An 18,544-nucleotide genomic window follows, 5' to 3' on the forward strand; every position below is an offset into this window, starting at 1 on the left:
TAACCACCTGGCTGCCGAGGTGCTGGGTTCGATCTTCGGTCAGTGGCCGGTGAACCGGTACTGGACGAACACCACCTACAAGCTGTGGGGCCCGGAGTTCATGGCCACCATGAACAAGTACGCCCGGTTCAACCGCGGCACCAACCACCACATCGTGCAGGCCGGCTACGCGGCTGTGAACATCTTCGCCCAGGCTGCCAAGGCCACCGGTCCGAACCTGACCCGCGACCGGATCATGGCCGTCTACGGCAACGGCACCGTGTGGCAGTCGGACGCCTCGTTGGACCAGCGCTTCAGCTACGTCCAGTCCGAGCGAAGCGGCGACAACTGGAACCACAACTACGGCCAGGGCCGCGAGTTCATCTACAAGTACACCAGCACCAACACTGTCTCGAACCCCGACGGTTCGCCCTCCGGCTTCACCCCGGACTCGGACCAGTTCGTGATCTACACCTGGAAGTAAGTCCCAGCCACGTAAGGAAGATCGGTTGATCTGACCGGTCGTCACAAGATCTCGCCCACCGGGGCGTCCGGCTCGGCCGGACCCCCGGTGGGTTCTTGCGTTCCCGGATTGGGCATTCTCATTCCGCACCCGGGATGATGTGACAAGGATCGAGCACCTTCGATGCGTCTGCTGATAGTGGCGCGCGACCGGAAGGTCGCGGCCGAGACCGGGTCGTTGCTGCGCCAACAGGGATACGCGGTCGACTCGGTGCCCACCGAGGACGAGGCGCTGTTCCGGGTCGCCGAGTTCACCTACGACTTGATTGTGCTGGAGAAGTCGGCCCGCGGTGCCGACGGCATCGGTCTGTGCGCCTACCTGCGCGACCGGAAGTGCTGGGCGCCGATCCTGATCCTGGCCGACGACCCCGACCCGGCCGCGGCCGCACGGGCCCTGGACGCGGGCGCGGACGACTACCTGCGCAAGCCGTTCGCCGCCATCGAACTGCTGGCCCGGCTACGGGCGCTGATGCGCCGCGACTCCAACCCCCGACCGGTGATGCTCCAGGCGGGTGACCTGTCGATGGATCCGGCCACCCGGCGGGTCTGTCGCGGTGGTGTGCCGATCGACTTGTCGGCGAAGGAGTTCGCGCTGCTCGAGGAGTTCCTGCGTCATCCCGGCGACGCGCTGTCGCGGTCCTACCTGATCGAGCACGTCTGGGACTTCGCCTACGACGGAGCGTCGAACGTGGTCGACGTGTATGTCCGATACCTTCGCGACAAGGTCGACCGGCCCTTCGGGAGGGCCAGCATCCAGACCGTACGCGCTGTCGGATACCGGTTGGACCCGCAAGGATGAGGACCGTCGGGCGAAGCCGAGGAGGCGCGTCGTGCGCGAGGTGAAGGTCGCTGTCCTGGGCGCCGGTTCGTGGGGCACGACGGTCGCGGCGCTGGCCGCCCGCAACGTCTCGACGCTGTTGTGGGCTCGGGATCCCGTCGTGGTCGAGGACATCAACACTCGACGGGTCAACACCCGCTACCTGGCCGACTTCACGCTGCCGGAGGCGCTGCGCGCCACCGCCTCGTTGGAGGAGGCCGTCGCGCAGGCCGATGTGGTGGTCACCGGGATCCCGTCCCACGGAATGCGGGGCGTGCTGACCGAGGCGGCTCCGTACGTCCGGCCGTGGATCCCGATCGTGAGCCTGACCAAGGGTCTGGAGCAGGGCACCCGGCTGCGGATGACCGAGGTGATCGACGAACTGCTGCCGGGGCACCCGACCGGTCTGCTGGCCGGCCCGAACCTGGCCCCGGAGATCATGGCCGGCTACGCGGCGGCCGCCGTCGTCGCGATGGCCGACGAGCACGTGGCCCGGTCCCTGCAGCGGGTGTTCCACAGCCCGCGCTTCCGCGTCTACACCAACCACGACGTCGTCGGCGCCGAGATCGGCGGGGCGCTGAAGAACGTGATCGCCGTGGCCGCCGGGATGGGCACCGGGCTCGGGGTCGGCGACAACACCCGAGCGATGGTCATCACCCGCGGCCTGGCCGAGCTGACCCGCCTGGGCACCGCGATGGGCGGCGACCCGCGCACGTTCGCCGGCCTCACCGGGCTGGGCGACCTGATGGCCACCTGCATGAGCCCGCTCTCCCGCAACCGGGCGGTGGGGGAGAAGCTCGCTCGCGGGATGACCACCGACCAGATCGTCAAGGAGATGAACATGGTGGCCGAGGGCATCAAGACCTCGGCCGTGGTCGTCGAACTGGCCGCCGAACGGGAGGTGCCGGTCCCGATCTGCGAGGAGGTCTACGCGGTGCTGCACCAGGGCCGCAGTGCGCTGGACGCCTACCGCGGCCTACGCCGCAGCGCCGCCGGCTCGGAGCTCGACGACTCCGTCTGACGCCCAAACCCATCGCACTTGTGCTGCCTGTCCCACGTATCGGAGGCCTCCGATACGTGGGACAGGCAGCAGAAGTCGGGTTCCGGGGGGAGGGGGTCAGCTGACCTGGACGTCCAGCGAGGTCAGGTGCACCTGTCCGGCGTCCTGGAACTCGATGAACATCCGGTACTTGCCGACAGCGGTGAACACCGAGGCCAGGGTCAGCAGGGGGCCGCCCCTGGCGGAGAGGTCGCCCTTCTTCGGACCCTCGGTCGGGTGGACGTGCACGGCCTTGAGGTCGCCCTCGCGGAAGCCGGTGACATGGGCGAACGACTCCAGGTACGGCTGCAGGTCGGTGACCGGGACGCCGCCCTTGGTGATGTTCAGGTGCAGCGGCGGGCCGTTGATCGTGCTGGTCTCGTCCAGTGAGACGTCGTAGCCGTCGACCGAGGTCTTTCCGGTGACCGGGGTGTAGGGGGCCGGGACGTACTTGGCGCCGCCGACGGTGAAGTTCGTGCCGAGGATCCGGTCGTCGAAGGTGCCGTCGGCCGTGAGCGCCTCGAACTCGATCACCATCCGGTACGGCCCCGGCTTGGCGAAGGTGACCGGGACGGTCCACAGGCCGGTCTTCACGTCGAGGTTCGGGTGGATGTGCTGGAAGCCGGTGAGGTCATTCCGCACGACGTAGAGGTGCAGCAGCTTGGTCTGCTGGAGCGTGAAGTCGGTCTGCGGTTTGCCGCTCGGACCGTCGATCACGAACGAGATCTGCCCGGCCTTCCCGGCCTTGGCCGGGTTGGTCACCTTCACCAGCGAGTACCCGGAGACGGTCGCCGACGTGCCGTCGCCGTCCATCGCCCCCATGTTCATCCCGGCCATGCTCCCGGCGCCGCGGCTCGTGCCGGGCGTGGAGCCCATTGAGGTGGTGCTGCTCGCGGTGGTCGCAGAGTCGTGGGAGCCGCCGCCGCAGCCTGCCAACCCGGGGGTCGCCAGAGCCAGCGCGAGAACGGTGCGCGTGATCCTAAGTGTCATCTCGTCCGTGCCAATCGTCCCAGGTGCAGGCGCGCCAGTCGCTTGACGCCGGGTCAGCGGAGTACGGAGTCAGGCTACGTCGGTACACTTTCGGACGAACTGAGCCATGACGACTCGGGTTCCTTTCATTGCCATGGCCAGTAGTCCGAACAATGAACACCGCCGGAAGCCCCGACTTCATTACCCGGTGGGGGTATCTTGCCCGAGCAGACCGGCATGGGAAAGCTCACCTCCGGGCGTGCCCTGGCCGCTGCCGCGGGCGAGCGCTGGCTCAGTAGTGCACCAGGGTCACCAGGTACGCGAACACCAGCAACCAGGCCACGGCGGCCAGCAGCAGCACGCCGACCGCGATCGCGCCGGTCCGCGTCGGGGAACCGAGCGTGACGCGTCGGCGGGCCCGCCGCGACCGCGTGCGGCGTCCAGGGCGCAGCGCGTCCTCGCGGCGTACGATCAACGGACCGTTGCGCCGCCGCAGCAGGTCGGGGCTGATCACCGCGGCTCCCCAGCCACGGCCCAGGAAATGCTCATCAATCCCCCCAGCGACGTTCAAGTACGTACCAAATGTCTCAGAAGTTGCCATTCGTAACACTGATCGTCGCCCTGTGAGCTGCCCGGCGTGTCGCAGGCCAGGCGGCGAGGTGTAACGAACCGGACCTGCCCGACGTTGGACCAGGTGTCGGCGCCGCAGGTGCGACCGAGAATCGGCCCGGCCGCGGGGAGTCGTAGTGGCGCGACAGTTCCGGACCAGGGGCGCCTGGTTGCTCGGGGCGACGGTGCTGGCCGCGGCGGTGGCAACCCAACCTGCGTCGGCTGTCCGGACGGCCCTGGGCGAGCCGAAGGTGCACCCCGGCGTCGTGCTCGACACCGCCGGGTCCGACTGCACGAGCAACTTCGTGTTCGCCGACGCCGAGAACCATCTGTACATCGGCCAGGCCGCGCACTGCTCCAGCCAGGGTCAGGACGTCAACTTCGACGGCTGCAAGGAGCAGTCCATGCCCTTGGGCACCCAGGTGACCGTGGTCGGGGCCGACGTCTCCGGGACCCTGGCCTACAACTCCTGGCGGACCATGCAGGCCCGCCACGAGACCAACGCCTCCGCCTGCTCGGACAACGACTTCGCGCTGGTGCGCCTGCCCGATGCGGCGCGTTCCTCGGTTAGCCCCGACGTGCCGTACTTCGGCGGCCCGCACGGCATCAACACCACCGGCGTCGAACAGGGCGGGATGGTCTATGCCTACGGCAACTCGCCGCTGCGGGGCGGGGTCGGGGTGTTGTCGCCCAAGCGCGGCGTGGCGCTCTCGACCATCGACGACGGCTGGTCGTACCTGACCTACTTCGCGACCCCGGGGATCCCGGGCGACTCCGGCAGCGCGGTGCTCGACTCCGACGGCCACGCCCTCGGGGTGATGTCCAGCCTGATCACCACCCCGACCCCCGGCGCGAACGGGGTCGCCGACATCTGGCGGATGTTCAGCTATGCCCACGACCTCTCGGGCATAAAAGGGCTGCGCCTCGTCGACGGGGCGCAGCCCTTCACCTCAGGCGGTTGAACCGCCCCACGATCAGGTCCCGACGGTCGTCTCCGCGGCCTCGGCGGGGGTCTCCTCGGCTGCCGCACCGGCATGCCGACCCGATCCGTTCTCGCTCCCGACGCTCTCGTTGAGCGCCGTGACCGCGGACGGGGCGAAGGACATCCGGGTACCCAGGTACCGCGAGCGCACGTCGGGGTTGGCGGCGACCTCGCTCGGCGTGCCCTGGGCGAGGACCTTGCCCTCGGCCAGCACGTAGACCAGGTCGCAGGAGTCCAGCACGGCCTTCACGTAGTGCTCGACGAGCAGGACGGTCAGACCGAGGTCCTCGTGCAACTTTTTGATCAGCGTGAACAGCGCGACCGACGAGGCCGGGTCGAGACCGGCGGCCGGTTCGTCGAGCAGCAGCAGACGCGGACCCGAGAGCAGGCAGCGCCCGATCTCGGTACGCCGGCGGGCCGAGAACTCCAGCGACCCGCAGCGCTCGTTCCAGTACCGGTCGATGTCCAGCAGTCGGGCCGCGGCGAACGCGGCTTCCTCGGCGGCGCGCATCTCGGCCCAGGCCGAGGGCACGCCGGCCAGGAACAGCGCCGGGTTCGACTTGATCCGCTGGTAGGCCCCGGCCACCAGATTGTCGGCGACGGTGAGGTCCGGCATGACCCGGGTGTTCTGGAACGTCCGCGCCATCCCGAGCTTGGAACGGTCCCAGGCCGACAGCCCGGTCACGTTCTTGTCGAACATGTTCACGGTGCCGCCGTTGGGTGCCCGCACGCCGGAGATCACGTCGAACAGCGTGGTCTTACCGGCACCGTTCGGGCCGAGCAGACCCACCATCGCGTGGTTGGGCACCACGATCGAGGCGCCGTCCAGCGCCTTGACGTTGCCGAAGCGAACCTTGATGCCGTCGGCCTTGATCGCGTTGGTTGACTCTGGACGTGGCGGTAGCCACGCCTCGAGGATCGCCAACGCCTCCTGGCGCTGTCTCGGCGACAGGTTGTCCGAGGCGTCCCCGGCCAGGCCCGTGCTGGTCCGCATCCGGGCGGTGTCGACCCGCTCGCGCAGGGTCCGGCTGCGCCGGTCGCCGAACTGGATGTAGCGCCACAGGTCGGCCAGTCGGCCGCCGATGCCGCGGGTGCCGAAGAGGGCGACCGGCAGTAACCCGAAGGCGGCGAGGATGAACGGGGAGATCCGGAACGACTCGAGCACGACCGGGATGAGTTCGAAGTTGATGCCGAAGATCACCACGAACGCGATCGAGTCCAGGCCGGCGACGACCGGGATCGCCAGCAGCACCAGCGAGTAGGGGGAGTAGTAGTTCACCGAGGCCGGCGGGTTGACGTAGAGCCAGTTGACCAGCACGCCGGCTACACCGGCCAGCAGACCGGAGGTGGTGAACGCGAGCACCCGGAACTTCAGCGGGCTCACACCCACGGCGGCCGCGGCCTGCCGGTCGGCCCCGACCAGCAGGAACCCCAGGCCCATAGGAGAACGACGCAGGCGCACCATCAGCACCAGGACGATGGCCAGCCAGCCGAGGGAGAAGAAGTAGAAGATCGTCTCCTGAGTGATGTCGTGCCCGAACCAACGGTGCGTGGCCTGGGTGTTGAGATTCAGGCCGAAGAACCACGGTCGCCGGTTCACGACGATGTTGCCGTTCTCGTCACCACCGCCCAGACCACCGGAGAGGTAGCCGTAGGTGAACACGGTCTTCTCGAGGATCACCTGGACGCCGTATGTGAGCACGACCAGGTAGATGCCGGGCAGCCGGGCCGAGGACAGCGCGATCAGGGCCATCGTGATCCCGGCGCCGGCGATCGTGATGATCGCCGCGATGCCCCACGGGAAGTTGTGGCCACCCGGGTGCGGGCGGTTCAAGTACCCGTCGTAGTAGGCCGACGACGCGAAGATGCCCGCCGCGACGAGCGAGATCTCGCGGGTCCAGCCGACCAGCACCAGCAGGCCGAGGCCGACGATCGCGACCGGGATACCGGCGTTCGCGGTGAACACCAGGTATGGCGGGCGCCACATCGGGAACGTGACCAGGGCCAGTGCCAACAGCATGGCGCCGGGGGAGCGCATAGAGTTCAGGACCGGTCGGGACGTGGTGTGCGCGCCCTCGACCCGGTTCATCGTGGGGATTCTCGCGGCCAGGGACTGGCCGATTGCTTCGAGCCTGCTCATGCGTCCACCTCGCTTCCCGAACCGACGCGGGTGAGTTCGGAGTCCGGGATGACTTCACCCTTGTCGATCACCAGGATGCGATCGCTGGCTTCCTCGTTGACCTGCTGGAACTGCTCGGCCACCAGCACCGCGATGCCGGTGTTGTCGACGAGCTCGCGCAGGGTGGCGTAGATGCGTTCGACGACGACCGGCGCGAGGCCCTGCGACGGCTCCTCGACCATCAGCAGCTTGGGTCGGGTCATCATCGCCCGGGCGATGGCGAGCATCTGCTGCTCGCCGCCGGACAGCGTCCCGGCCTTCTGCCGCAGGCGCTCGGCGAGGACCGGGAACAACTCCCCGGCCGCTTCCAACTGGTCGCGGCGGTGGCCGCGACCCAGCGCGGTCGCCCCGATGAGCAGGTTCTCCTCGACGCTGAGGTTCGCGAAGATCCGCCGACCCTCGGGGGAGAAGCCGATCCCGGCCCCCACCCGCTGGTAGGGAGCCCAGTGCGAGATGTCCTTGCCCAGCAACGTGATCTTGCCGCGGATCACCGGGACCGTGCCGATGATCGTCTTGAGCAGCGTCGACTTGCCCGCGCCGTTCGCGCCGAGCAGCGAGACGATCTCGCCGCCGACCAGCTGGATTTCGACCCGGTGCAGGACGGCCTGCCCGGCGTACCCGGCGACCAACTCCGGGATGTCCAGGACGATCTTCCTCTCGGTGGCGCTCACAGCGACTGCCTCTCCAGGAGGAAGAAGCTTTCCCGCCTCAGTCGGGCGATCCCGACGATGACCGCCAGCAGCAGGCCGTACTCGACGACCGCGGTCTCGGGCAGGCTCACCACGCCGAAGAAGCCGATCCGCAGGGCGGTGTCGGTGATGCCGTAGAGCAGCGCCCCGACGAAGGCCAGCGGCAGCGACCGCAGACCCCCGACGATCGCCAGTGCCAGGCCGTCGAGCACGAACACCAGCATGTCGCTGGGGTCGGCGCCGGTGGTCACGCTGACCAGCACACCGGCCAGGGCCGCGATCGCCCCTGAGGTGCCGTAGACCAGAGTGCCCAGCGCGCGCAGCTTGATGCCGCACCAGACGCCGGCCTCCTGGTCGTCGGCCAGGGCACGGATCTGCAGGCCGGTGTGGGTGCGGGTGAGGAAGACGGCCAGCACGATCGACAGGCCGATGACCGTGAAGAACGTCCAGATCTGGTTGTTCGTGACGATCAGCGGCTGACCGTCGGTCATCGCCTCGGGAAGGATCTTGTGGTGGCCCTCGCCGAAGGGGCTGGACGGCAGCACGTTCGACTGGACGTTCATCAGTCCGGCGACGCCGACCAGGCCCATCATCGCGCCGAGCGAGACGATCGTCAGCGTCAGCACCGACAGGGCTGCGAACTGGCGGGACATGACGATGAAGCCGTAGCCGGCGCCGATGATTCCGCCGACGATCATCACGATGATCATCGCCGAGAACTGTGGCAGAGCGGGTCGATGGCCGAACGTCACGGGGTCGTTCGGGTCGTCGCCGAAGGAGATTATGTAGTTCGGGATCAGGTTGTTGTGCAGCGCGATCAGCCAGTAGCCGATCGCGGCCGCCGAGGCGATGCCACCGTGGACGAAGGCGATGGTCCGCGAGATCCGGTAGGTCAGGATGAGGGAGATGGGGAGGAATCCGTACAGGCCGGCGGCAACGGTGCCCGCGACAAGCACGGTGAAGAATAAATTAAAATGCACCGCTACCTCCGAGGCACGGTACCCGGGCGGACCGAGCCGGCGAGTGTGGCCGAGGCGCTGGGAGGCTGGCGCGGCCACAAATTGGGACAAAGGTAATTAACGATACGCATGGCCAAATGTCAATGTTTGCCTGCGTAGATCCGAACCTATTGCACAAACGTTGGTTGGTGATATCTTGCCTCGAGTGACGCTCCGGGACGAGACGGATGCAGCCGTCGGTTCGCTGTCCGTACTCGCGGACGACGTTCGACGTGATCTCTACTTCCACGTGCGGGAAGCCGCTACACCCATTAGTAGGGACCAGGCCGCCGAACTGGTGGGGATCTCCCGCAACCTGGCGGCCTTCCACCTCGAGAAGTTGGTGGTGGCCGGTCTGCTGACCGTGTCGCTGCCGCGGCTGCCGCGGCTGCGCCGCCCCGGCCGGGTGCCCAAGCTCTACGCGGTGGCCGACGAGCAGATCGAGCTCAGCCTGCCGCCGCGGCGCTACCGCACGATCGCCTCGGTGTTCATCGAGTCCGTGCAGCAGGGTGGCGACGCCGCGCGAGCGACGGCGCTGGACGCCGCCGCGTCCTGCGGTCGGCAGATCGGCGCGGCGACCCTCGAGGGTGCGCGGGTCGGTCGGCTCGGGGTGGAGCGCGCGTTGGGCCTGGTTCGTCCGGTGCTCGAGGACAACGGGTACGAGCCCGAGGTGCACCGCACGGACGGGACCCAGATCCTGCTGCGCAACTGTCCGTTCCACGCGCTGCTCGAGGCCGACCAGGGGTTGGTTTGCGCGCTGAACTGCGAGCTGGTCGGGGGCATGCTCAGCGGCCTCGGGGCTGAGGTGCTCGAGGCTCGACTGATCCCGCGTCCGGAACACTGCTGCGTTACCGTGGTACCGCGGGCGCGCACGGAGGAGCCCCAAGCAGCGGGCTGACCCGGTGGGAGGTCCGGTTCGCAGCACCGCACCTCCAGCTTCCGGCGAGTCGGGCAGATCGTGCCTTCGCCCCCCGGCGGCCACAGGCCTGGCCTTCGTTCAAGGATTGTCACGCGCGCCCCTGGATGTCAATATTTGACCCAGCTGGTACCACCGATGCGCGTCGTGCTCCCCGATGCGCCTTCATCCACGGCTGTCCGGGTCACCGGCAGCAGGCAGAAGGTGCGCTGTGAGTTTGTCTGGCGAGCGGTTCGGCACGGACCGACGGGCCGCGGCGGGCGAGGGGCAGTCGACGGCGACCCCGCAGTGCCGGGACATCGACCTGGCCAACGGTTCGCTGCGCCGCGCGGCCGAGATCGTCGGCGACAAGTGGGTCATGATGATCGTCCGCGACGCGATGATCGGCGTGACCCGCTTCGACGAGCTGCGCACCCGGCTGGGCTGCTCGGCGCCGGTGCTGTCCAACCGGCTGCGTCGGCTGGTCCAGGAGCAGATCCTCGAGCCGGTGCCCTACCGCGACCCGGGGCAGCGGACCCGGCTTGAGTACCGGCTGACCGCCAAGGGTTCGGCGCTGTTCCACGCGCTGGCCGCGATCATGCAGTGGGGCGACGAGTTCCTGGCCGACCCCGAGGGCTCGGCGTTCAGCGTCCGGCACGCCGGGTGCGGGTGCCTGGCCCACATCGCCAGCTACTGCGAGATCAACGGCGCCGCGATCGGGTCGGACGAGCTGTATCTGGCGCCGGGACCGAATGCCCGCTTGTCCGACGGGCACCTGGTGGCCGGCAAGCCCCGGGACACCGCCCGGGCCATGGACTTCGGCTCGCGCTGAGCGTCGGGTCCGGTCAGATCACCACGCCGTCCAGGCGCAGGGTGCGCAGCAGCAGGCGAGCGGCGTCGCCGCCGGCCTCCTCGGCCAAGTTCAGCGCGGCCGGCACGTTCAGGTCGGCGAGCAGCGCCTCGACCACGGCGTCCGGCGCCCCGCCCTCGCCGCCGCTGCGGCCGGCCGCCGAGTAGAGGTTCTCCAGTCGGTCCTCGGCCGCCACCAGCATCCCGGGCTCGTACTCCCACGGGTCGGCCCACCGCCGGTCGAGCACCATCAGGCGGATCGCGGCCGGTCGGTACTTCTGCAGCAGGTCGCTGACCAGCACCAGGTTTCCGGTGGACTTGGCCATCTTGGCGCCGTTGACGGCGACGGTCCCGACGGCCAATCGGCCCCGAGCCAGGTGCGCGATCCGGGAGGCGGCCTCGCCGAGGGCGAGTTGATAGGCGTGGTGCGGGAAAACCAGGTCCGCGCCGCCGGCCAGGACGTCGAAGCCCGGACCGAGGTGGGCATGGGCCATCGCCGCGCATTCGGCGTGCCAGCCGGGCCGCCCCCAGCCCCACGGGCTCGGCCAGGCCGGGTTCTTCTCGTCCGACGGCCGCCACACCGGGACGTCGAACGGGTCGTCGCGCAGCGGGTCGTCGGGGTTGTCGCCGAACTCCCGGGACAGGCGCAGGGCCTCGTCGCGCCCGACGCCGAACTCGTCCGGCACCGCCGAGCCGCGGAAGAACACGTGGCCCTCGCGGACGTAGGCCTTCTTGTACGCCAGCAGCGCCGCGGCCAGGGCCACCACATGGGCGACGTGGTGCCGGGCGCGCGGCTCGTGGTCCGGCCGGCGCACCTGCAACGCGGTCATGTCCTGCTCGAACAGGAACTCCTGGGAGAGCGCGAACTCGTCGTAGTGCCGCCCCTTCGCCGCGGCCGCGGTGGTCAGCACATCGTCGACGTCGGTGACGTTGCGGCAGGTGACGACGTCGACCCCGGTCAGCCGCATCGCGGTGGCGCACACGTCGGACCACAGGAACGTGGCCGCATGCCCGAGGTGGGTGACGTCGTACGGGGTGATGCCGCAGGTGTAGATGCGCCCGGGCGACAGCAGCGGCAGCCGTACGCTGCCCAGCCGCAACTGGCGGGTGCCGTGCGTGATCGTGAGTGGAACGCGGCCGGACAGGCCGACCACGCCTGAGCCGAGATTTCCCAGTCCGGGCATGTCGTCATCATGCCTGACCCGCCCCGATCCGTGCCGACGCGCGTCGACCCCTGGCGGGTGGGAGCTACGATCCCTGCGGTCCAGCCTCGGTCTTGCTGGGCCGATCTCGGGAGGGCCGGATGTCGGAAGAGCGCACTGGCGGTGGCATGGCCGCCGGCGGGACGCCCCGCCCCATCACCCTCTACGGCGACCCGGTGCTGCACCGGCCGTGCGCCTCGGTGCCGGCCGACCACGCCGACCTCGTGCAGTTGGTCGCCGACATGTTCGCCAGCATGTACGCGGCCAACGGGGTCGGCCTGGCGGCGAACCAGATCGGCGTGAGCCTGCGAGTCTTCGTGCTCGACTGCCCGGACGCCGACGAGCGCGAGACCGTCGCCGTCGTGGTCAACCCGGTGCTGGAACTGCCCGACGACCGCGACCTGGTCGAGGCCAACGAGGGCTGCCTGTCCGTGCCCGGCGCGCACAGCATGCTGTCCCGGCCGGGCGCGGCCCGGGTGACCGGGACGGGGCTGCGCGGGGAGCCGGTGCAGATCACCGGGACCGGACTGCTGGCCCGCTGCCTGCAGCACGAGTGCGACCACCTCGACGGCACCGTCTACGTCGACCGGTTGGGCCGCCGCGCTCGCAAGGAGGCGCTGGCTGTGGCCAACCTGGCCGGAGCCGGCCCGGCCTGAGCACCGAGACGGACGTGCCCCGGGAGCCGCGCTCCCGGGGCACGATCGGTTTCGAACCGGCTCAGCCGTTGGTGGTGGCGGCCGGACCCGTGGACTGCGCCGTGGCGCCCGCGCTGCTCTGCGGGGTCGTGGCCGGGCTGCTCGAGGTCGCCGGGGCGCCGTTCGGCAGGTTCACCGGGCCGTTGCCCAGCCGGCCGGGGCCCATGCCCGTCGGGCCGTTCCCCGGCTGACCGTTGCCCATCGGAGCGTTGCCCATCGGAGCGCCGCCCATCTGGCCACCGGTCATACCGCCGGAGCCGCGGTGCCGACCGAAGAAGCCGCCATTGCCGTTCTGGCCGTTGTTCTGTTGGCCGTTCTGGTTCGGCGTGCGCATCGGCATGACCCGCTGGGCGTGGTCGGTCCCGCCGGACTGGATCGCGATCACCATGACGTTCTCGCCGACGGTCAGGTTCGGCGTGGTCGCGGTGGCGCTGTTCGGCACGGCGGTGTTCGGCATGGCGGTGTTCGGCATGGCAGCCCCGTTCGGCATGGCGGTGCCGTTGGGCATGGTGCCGAACCGGCCGTGCATCGGGCCGCGGCCCCAGTTGCCGCCGCGCATGCCGTGGCCGCCGTGACCGCCGCGGCCGAACATCGTCGTCGAGTCGGTGCTGTAGCTGTGGGTGTAGCCGTCGGCGCTCTTCACGGTCAGGGTGCCGCCGGAGAACGACGCCACGGTGCCGCGCTGCATCAGCTCGGTCTCGTAGCCGCCCTTGCCGTCGGAGACGGTGAACGTGCCGTGGACCGGGCCGCCGCGGCCGTGCATCATCGCCGCGGCACCCGGGGTGCCCGGCGTCGGGGTGGGGTTGCTGTTTGCGGCAGCCAGGGCGACGCCGCCGGTGGCGGCCAGCGCGGCCACGGTGACGCCGGCGACCACCGTGCGGCGCGGCTTGCCCAAGCGGGCGAACCCGCGCTTGGCGGGAGCGGGCCCGGCCGGATCGACGGACGGCAGCGCCGAGTAGAACGGCAGACTGCTCTGGCCGTTCATCGGGGACTCTTCGGCGGGCCGCTCCTGCGGCATGCCGTAGTGGTCGAACGGTTCCATAGGGACTCCTCGGGGGGGCCCAAGCCCGCCGGTGCGGGGGATTCCGGCGGCGGTACTCGGTTCACCTTCAAGGATCGGCAGCAATCTGTGCTGACCCTTTCGATCAGACAAAGCCTCGGTCGAGACGTCAGGAACTGGCGCAATTGGCAAAGCCACCCCACAGTCGACCCACATCAGGCAGACAGCGCCGGATCAACAATGGAACTATGGCTGTCGTGAGCCCGGAGGCTGGAGAACGTTCGGGGATGCGCCGACCCGACGGCGGTTCGGTCCGTGTGCTCGTCGTCGACGACGAACCGAGCCTCACCGAGTTGCTGGCGATGGCCCTGCGCTACGAGGGCTGGGACATCCGCACCGCCGCGGACGGCACGGACGCGCTGCGTATCGCGCGCGATTTCCGCCCGGACGCGGTGGTGCTCGACGTGATGCTGCCGGACATCGACGGCCTCGAGGTGCTGCGCAAGCTGCGCGCGGACACCCCGGACATCCCGGTGCTGTTCCTGACCGCCAAGGACGACGTCGCCGACCGCATCGCGGGGTTGACCGCCGGTGGCGACGACTACGTCACCAAGCCGTTCAGCCTCGAGGAGGTCGTCGCCCGGCTGCGCGGCCTGATCCGCCGGACCCGCGCCGCCTCGCCGGCGTCCGAGGCGCTGCTGGTGGTCGGCGACCTGACCCTCGACGAGGACAGTCACGAGGTGCGCCGGGCCGACACCGAGATCACGCTGACCGCCACCGAGTACGAGTTGCTCCGGTATCTGATGCGGAATCCGCGGCGCGTGCTGTCGAAGGCGCAGATACTCGACCGGGTGTGGAACTACGACTTCGGCGGCCAGGCCAACGTCGTCGAGCTCTACATCTCCTACCTGCGCAAGAAGATCGACGCCGGCCGGGAGCCGATGATCCACACGTTGCGCGGGGCGGGCTACGTGATCAAGCCCGCGGACCGGTGAGTCTTCCGCCGATCGCGGACTCCTCGACCGAGGTCGGGCCGACAACTGCGGCGCCGGACACTGACGCACCCGGAACGGACCCGACCGACGAAGCCACGCCGACCGACGCCGGTCCGGCCCGCCTGCGCCGGATCTGGGACCGCGTGGGTCCGCCGGGCTGGACTCTGCGCAGCCGGTTGGTCGTCCTGCTCGTGGCCCTGCTGATCGGGGTCAGCCTGACCATCGGCGTGATCAGCACCCTGGCCCTGCAGCACTACCTGATCGGCCAACTCGACGACAAGGTCGACAACGCCGCCGCCCGCACGTTGCGGGTCTACCAGGACCTGCAGAACCCGCCGGATCAGCACAACGGCTTCGGGTTCGGCCCGGGTACCGTCGAGGGCACGGTCATCGCCAAGATCCAGAACGGCAAGCTGACCGGCGACGTCGACGTGCTCACGAAGACCTACCAGACCGGCACAGTCGCCGGGAACACCTCCGCGTTGGCCTCGGTCCCGGCCGACACCCACGAGCACACCCGCGACCTGGGCGGCGACCTCGGCAAGTACCGGCTGCGGGCTGTGCCCGTCGGCAGCGGGACGCTGCTGGTCACCGGCCTGCCGATGAAGAGCGTCACCGACGCCACGTTCCGGCTGGCCGCGATCATCACGTTGGTGACGCTGGTGTTCGTCGCCGTCGGCGCCGCTATCGGCGCGGTCGTCGTGCGGCTGACGCTGCGTCCGTTGCGTCGGGTCGCGGCCACCGCGCAACAGGTCTCCGAGTTGCAGTTGGACCGCGGTGAGGTGGCCCTGGGCGTCCGGGTGCCGGATTCATACACCGACCGGCGGACCGAGGTCGGCCAGGTCGGCGCGGCGCTGAACGCGATGCTCGGCCACGTCGCCCAAGCGCTGACGGCCCGGCAGGCCAGCGAGACTCGGGTACGACGGTTCGTCGCCGACGCCAGCCACGAGCTGCGCACGCCGCTGGCCGCGATCCGCGGCTACGCCGAGCTGAGCCGGCGCAGCCAGGAGCCGATCCCGGCCGACGTGGCGCACGCGCTGGACCGCGTCGAGTCGCAGACCATCCGGATGACCGGCCTGGTGGAGGACCTCCTGCTGCTGGCCAGCCTCGACTCCGGACGGCCGATCCTGGTCGAGCCGGTCGACCTCTCGGTGCTGCTGGTGGGGGCGCTGTCCGACGCACACGCGGCCGGCCCGGACCACCGCTGGCGTCTGGACCTGCCCGAGGACTCGGTGATCGTGCCGGGCGAGGGCGCCCGGCTCACCCAGGTCGTGGTCAACCTGTTGGGCAACGCCCGCACGCACACACCGGCGGGGACGACGGTCACCGCCGGGCTGGCCACCCAAGGCCCGGACGCGGTGATCACCGTGGTCGACGACGGGCCGGGCATCCCGAGCGCCCTGCAGCCGGAGGTGTTCGAGCGCTTCGCCCGCGGCGACTCCTCACGCTCGCGCGCGGCGGGCAGTACCGGCCTGGGGTTGTCGATCGTGGCCGCCGTCGTCGCGGCGCACCACGGCACTGTGCAGGTCTCCAGCGTCCCAGGTCGCACGATCTTCACCGTCTCGCTGCCGATGCAGCGGCTCGAGCCGGGAGCCCAGGCCGCGCCGGTCCAGTGACGGGCCGTCAGGTCCGCGGGCGGTCCGACTTGCGCAGCATCGGGAGTTCCTTCAGCGGCGTCGTCGGGGAGTGCGAGGACTCCCCGGGCGGATCGGCCTCCTCCGCGTCGTTGACGTCGACCGACTGTGGATCGGTGCCGGCGTCGGCCGGCGACAACAGCGAGCGGATGCTGGCGTTCGCGATCGCCAGCAGTGGCACGGCCAGCAGCGCCCCGGGGATCCCCGCCAGCGTCAGGCCGGTGCCGATCCCGAGCACCACCGCCAACGGGTGCAGCGCCACCGCCCGGCCCAGCAGCAGCGGTTGCAGGACATGGCCCTCGATGTTCATGACCGCCACCAACAGGCCGAGCACGATCAGCGCCGTCACGGCGCTCTTGGCGACCAGCGCGACCAGGACCGCGATCGTGCCGGCCACGAACGCGCCCAGGATCGGCACGAACGCGCCCAGGAAGATCAGCGTGGCCAGCGGCATTGCCAGCGGGATCCCCATGATGGCCAGGCCGATGCCGATGCTGATCGCGTCGATCGAGGCGACGATCACCGTCGCCCGCACGTAGTGGCCCAGTGCCGTGAAGCCGCGCCGGCCGGCCACGTCGACCCGGTCGCGTTGCTGCCGGGGGACCACCCGGCACAGGAAGCGCCAGATCCGGTCGCCGTCGTGCAGGAAGAAGATCAGGGTGAAGATCGTCAGTGCGGCGCCGCCGGCCACGCGCCCGACTGCCACGGCGGTGTCCACGACGTGCGAGGCAACCGCGCTCTGGTTGCCCGCGATGCTGTTCTGAGCCTTCTGCAGCCACTTCTGGACCTGGGAGCCGGACAGGTGGAACGGCCCGGTCGACAGCCAGTGGTCGATCTGGGCGATCGCCGAGGACAACTGGGTGCGCAGGTCCGGCAAGTTGTCGGCGAACTGCGTGATCACGAACGTGAGCAGCCCGCCGACCACTGCCAGGCCGGTGATCACGACGATGGCGGTGGCCAACGCCCGGGGGCAGCCCCAGGACTTCAGCCTGGCGACGGCCGGCGAGAGCAGTGCCGCCAGCAGCAGCGCGAGCGCCACCGGGACCACCAAGTCGATCATCATCGCGATGACCCGGCCCAGGACGTACAACGCCAGCGCAATCGCGACGAATCGCCAGGACACGGCGGCGCCGACGCGCATGATCCGCGGCAGGTTGCCGGCGATGTCCTGGCTCATCCGGGGCTCGTCGCCGAGGTTCAGGCCGCCGGCGGACTCTGCCGCGGGCTCGTTGCCGGGGGTCACCGGGCGCAGCGGGGCGGCGCGCGGCGCGGGTGGCCGGTCGGGGCTGTTCGACATTGGCGCTCACCCTCTCCGCGGCGTCGCCGTACCGAAATTCTAGGCAGCCCGGGACTCGAACTGGGCCGTTCGGGCGAAAAGGTTCTGCCTCTACGTGTCTATGTGAACACGTTACGCACCCGTTTTGGTGGTTCGAACGGGCGTTTTGGACTGTTTCGTGCTGGTCGACACATCCCGATCATCACCAGCTCGCGGAGTTTGTCCGATCCGCCGCCGGGCGTGTCCGGGCGTACCCGGTCCAGCCGCACCCCCTGGTTTTCCCGCGGAAGATCCATTCACACTGTCCGAGGGATTGCTGCTGGTCAGCGACTCGCGACAGTGCATTCGCGGGCGTCGGGCGGCGGTACATGGGGGCCGACGTCGCCGCGCGACGTCAGAGGGGGAGACGGTGGACTCCACACACACTCCGACGGTTCCGGCAGTGCCGGCCGCTCGTTCGCACGTGGCGCCGGCGGGGCCGCGCCCGATGTCCTCGGTCCCGGACGACCGGACCGTGGTCGGCCTGCGCTCGCTGGATCCCCGGCCGACCGGGGTGATCCGGGTCGTGCTGGCCGAGAGCCTCGCGCTCTACGGCGGTGCCTTGACCGCGCTGTTGTCCTACGAGCGTGACATCCAGGTCGCCGCCGCCCTGCGCAGCGACGCCGACGTGGTCAACGCGGTGCTGCGCACCCGGTCCGACGTCGCCGTGATCGACGTCGACTCCTCGACCCGCGACGGCTACGCGCTCTGCCGCCGCCTGCACGAGCACGCTCCCCGCTGCAAGGCGCTGGTCCTGACCGCCGGGGTCACCCCGGGCGCCCTGCGCCGGGCGCTGGAGTCGCACGCCCAGGGCCTGGTCGACAAGGACGCCCCGGCGCCGTGGCTGGCCGAGAGCATCCGGCGGGTGGCCGGCGGCGAGCGCGTGGTGGACCCGAAGCTGGCGATCGCCGCACTGGAGACCGACGCCCATGCACTGACCGAGCGCGAGCTCGAGGTGCTGCGCCGCGCCGCCGAGGGCGAGTCGGTCCGCGAGATCGCGTCCCGGCTCTGTCTGTCCGACGGGACCGTGCGCAACTACCTCTCGAAGATCATCGGCAAGCTCGGCGCCCGCAACCGGATCGACGCGATCCGCATGGTCCGCGACTCCGGCTGGCTCTGACCTCCCGAATCCGGGTATGTCTGTTCGGTGGGGAACCGGACGTCTGCGCGCGACGA

18 protein-coding genes are annotated in these 18,544 nt (G+C 69.9%); 10 read left to right on the forward strand and 8 right to left on the reverse strand.

Annotated elements, in window-relative coordinates; translation table 11 throughout:
* The 3 genes from VHU88_07590 to VHU88_07600 form a co-directional block, all read left to right on the forward strand.
* Positions 1-463 (forward strand): ABC transporter substrate-binding protein (locus VHU88_07590; GenBank protein HEX3611536.1); only part of this gene is annotated, 463 nt, incomplete at its 5' end.
* 162 nt (positions 464-625) lie between these two features.
* Positions 626-1,300 (forward strand): response regulator transcription factor, encoded by a 675-nt coding sequence (locus tag VHU88_07595; protein HEX3611537.1) that lies wholly within the window; start codon positions 626-628, stop codon positions 1,298-1,300.
* A gap of 31 nt (positions 1,301-1,331) precedes the next feature.
* A complete protein-coding gene (locus VHU88_07600) occupies positions 1,332-2,339 on the forward strand; it encodes an NAD(P)H-dependent glycerol-3-phosphate dehydrogenase (protein ID HEX3611538.1) in 1,008 nt (335 codons plus the stop codon).
* 96 nt (positions 2,340-2,435) lie between these two features.
* On the opposite strand, the gene VHU88_07605 is transcribed toward VHU88_07600, so the two are convergent.
* Positions 2,436-3,347 carry a hypothetical protein gene (locus VHU88_07605; protein ID HEX3611539.1) on the reverse strand — a complete coding sequence of 304 codons (912 nt, stop codon included), beginning with the start codon at positions 3,345-3,347 and terminating at the stop codon, positions 2,436-2,438.
* Between the two features lie 271 nt (positions 3,348-3,618).
* On the reverse strand, positions 3,619-3,840 hold the full coding sequence (locus VHU88_07610) for a hypothetical protein (GenBank protein HEX3611540.1): 222 nt from the start codon (positions 3,838-3,840) through the stop codon (positions 3,619-3,621).
* A gap of 232 nt (positions 3,841-4,072) precedes the next feature.
* Here VHU88_07610 and VHU88_07615 point away from each other — a divergent pair, with 232 nt between their 5' ends.
* Positions 4,073-4,897, forward strand: coding sequence for a trypsin-like peptidase domain-containing protein (locus tag VHU88_07615; GenBank protein ID HEX3611541.1), 825 nt, complete (start codon positions 4,073-4,075; stop codon positions 4,895-4,897).
* A gap of 12 nt (positions 4,898-4,909) precedes the next feature.
* On the opposite strand, the gene VHU88_07620 is transcribed toward VHU88_07615, so the two are convergent.
* Genes VHU88_07620 through VHU88_07630 form a run of 3 tightly spaced genes read right to left on the reverse strand, consistent with a single transcriptional unit; the run spans position 4,910 to position 8,765 of the window.
* Positions 4,910-7,057 (reverse strand): ATP-binding cassette domain-containing protein, encoded by a 2,148-nt coding sequence (locus VHU88_07620; protein ID HEX3611542.1) that lies wholly within the window; start codon positions 7,055-7,057, stop codon positions 4,910-4,912.
* The gene (locus VHU88_07625) at positions 7,054-7,767 is read right to left on the reverse strand and encodes an ABC transporter ATP-binding protein (protein ID HEX3611543.1); all 714 of its coding nucleotides are present in this window, start codon (positions 7,765-7,767) and stop codon (positions 7,054-7,056) included. The genes VHU88_07620 and VHU88_07625 overlap by 4 nt, the downstream gene beginning before the upstream one ends.
* Positions 7,764-8,765: a branched-chain amino acid ABC transporter permease gene (locus VHU88_07630; protein ID HEX3611544.1), complete on the reverse strand. Its 1,002-nt coding sequence runs from the start codon at positions 8,763-8,765 to the stop codon at positions 7,764-7,766. Before VHU88_07630 ends, VHU88_07625 begins: the two co-directional genes overlap by 4 nt.
* Positions 8,766-8,949: 184 nt before the next feature.
* On the opposite strand from VHU88_07630, the gene VHU88_07635 reads away from it, so the two are divergent.
* On the forward strand, positions 8,950-9,681 hold the full coding sequence (locus VHU88_07635; protein HEX3611545.1) for a transcriptional regulator: 732 nt from the start codon (positions 8,950-8,952) through the stop codon (positions 9,679-9,681).
* Between the two features lie 229 nt (positions 9,682-9,910).
* Entirely contained in the window at positions 9,911-10,510 is a 600-nt protein-coding gene (locus VHU88_07640) for a helix-turn-helix domain-containing protein (protein ID HEX3611546.1), read from the forward strand.
* Positions 10,511-10,523: 13 nt separating this feature from the next.
* Here VHU88_07640 and VHU88_07645 read toward each other — a convergent pair whose 3' ends face one another.
* Positions 10,524-11,711, reverse strand: a complete 1,188-nt coding sequence (locus tag VHU88_07645; GenBank protein HEX3611547.1) for a cysteine--tRNA ligase — start codon at positions 11,709-11,711, stop codon at positions 10,524-10,526.
* A 119-nt stretch (positions 11,712-11,830) separates the two neighbouring features.
* Here VHU88_07645 and def point away from each other — a divergent pair, with 119 nt between their 5' ends.
* The gene (gene def / locus VHU88_07650; GenBank protein ID HEX3611548.1) at positions 11,831-12,385 is read left to right on the forward strand and encodes a peptide deformylase; all 555 of its coding nucleotides are present in this window, start codon (positions 11,831-11,833) and stop codon (positions 12,383-12,385) included.
* A 61-nt stretch (positions 12,386-12,446) separates the two neighbouring features.
* Here the strand turns inward: def and VHU88_07655 are convergent, their stop codons facing one another.
* Positions 12,447-13,466: a hypothetical protein gene (locus tag VHU88_07655; GenBank protein ID HEX3611549.1), complete on the reverse strand. Its 1,020-nt coding sequence runs from the start codon at positions 13,464-13,466 to the stop codon at positions 12,447-12,449.
* A 245-nt stretch (positions 13,467-13,711) separates the two neighbouring features.
* On the opposite strand from VHU88_07655, the gene VHU88_07660 reads away from it, so the two are divergent.
* A complete protein-coding gene (locus tag VHU88_07660; GenBank protein ID HEX3611550.1) occupies positions 13,712-14,419 on the forward strand; it encodes a response regulator transcription factor in 708 nt (235 codons plus the stop codon).
* The gene (locus VHU88_07665; protein HEX3611551.1) at positions 14,416-16,035 is read left to right on the forward strand and encodes a HAMP domain-containing sensor histidine kinase; all 1,620 of its coding nucleotides are present in this window, start codon (positions 14,416-14,418) and stop codon (positions 16,033-16,035) included. Before VHU88_07660 ends, VHU88_07665 begins: the two co-directional genes overlap by 4 nt.
* Before the next feature lie 7 nt (positions 16,036-16,042).
* Here the strand turns inward: VHU88_07665 and VHU88_07670 are convergent, their stop codons facing one another.
* The gene (locus VHU88_07670; GenBank protein HEX3611552.1) at positions 16,043-17,350 is read right to left on the reverse strand and encodes an AI-2E family transporter; all 1,308 of its coding nucleotides are present in this window, start codon (positions 17,348-17,350) and stop codon (positions 16,043-16,045) included.
* 466 nt (positions 17,351-17,816) lie between these two features.
* Here VHU88_07670 and VHU88_07675 point away from each other — a divergent pair, with 466 nt between their 5' ends.
* Positions 17,817-18,488, forward strand: coding sequence for a response regulator transcription factor (locus VHU88_07675; protein HEX3611553.1), 672 nt, complete (start codon positions 17,817-17,819; stop codon positions 18,486-18,488).
* Positions 18,489-18,544 lie beyond the last annotated feature (56 nt).

The sequence above is a fragment of the Sporichthyaceae bacterium genome (assembly GCA_036269075.1).
Taxonomy (GTDB): Bacteria; Actinomycetota; Actinomycetes; order Sporichthyales; family Sporichthyaceae; genus DASQPJ01.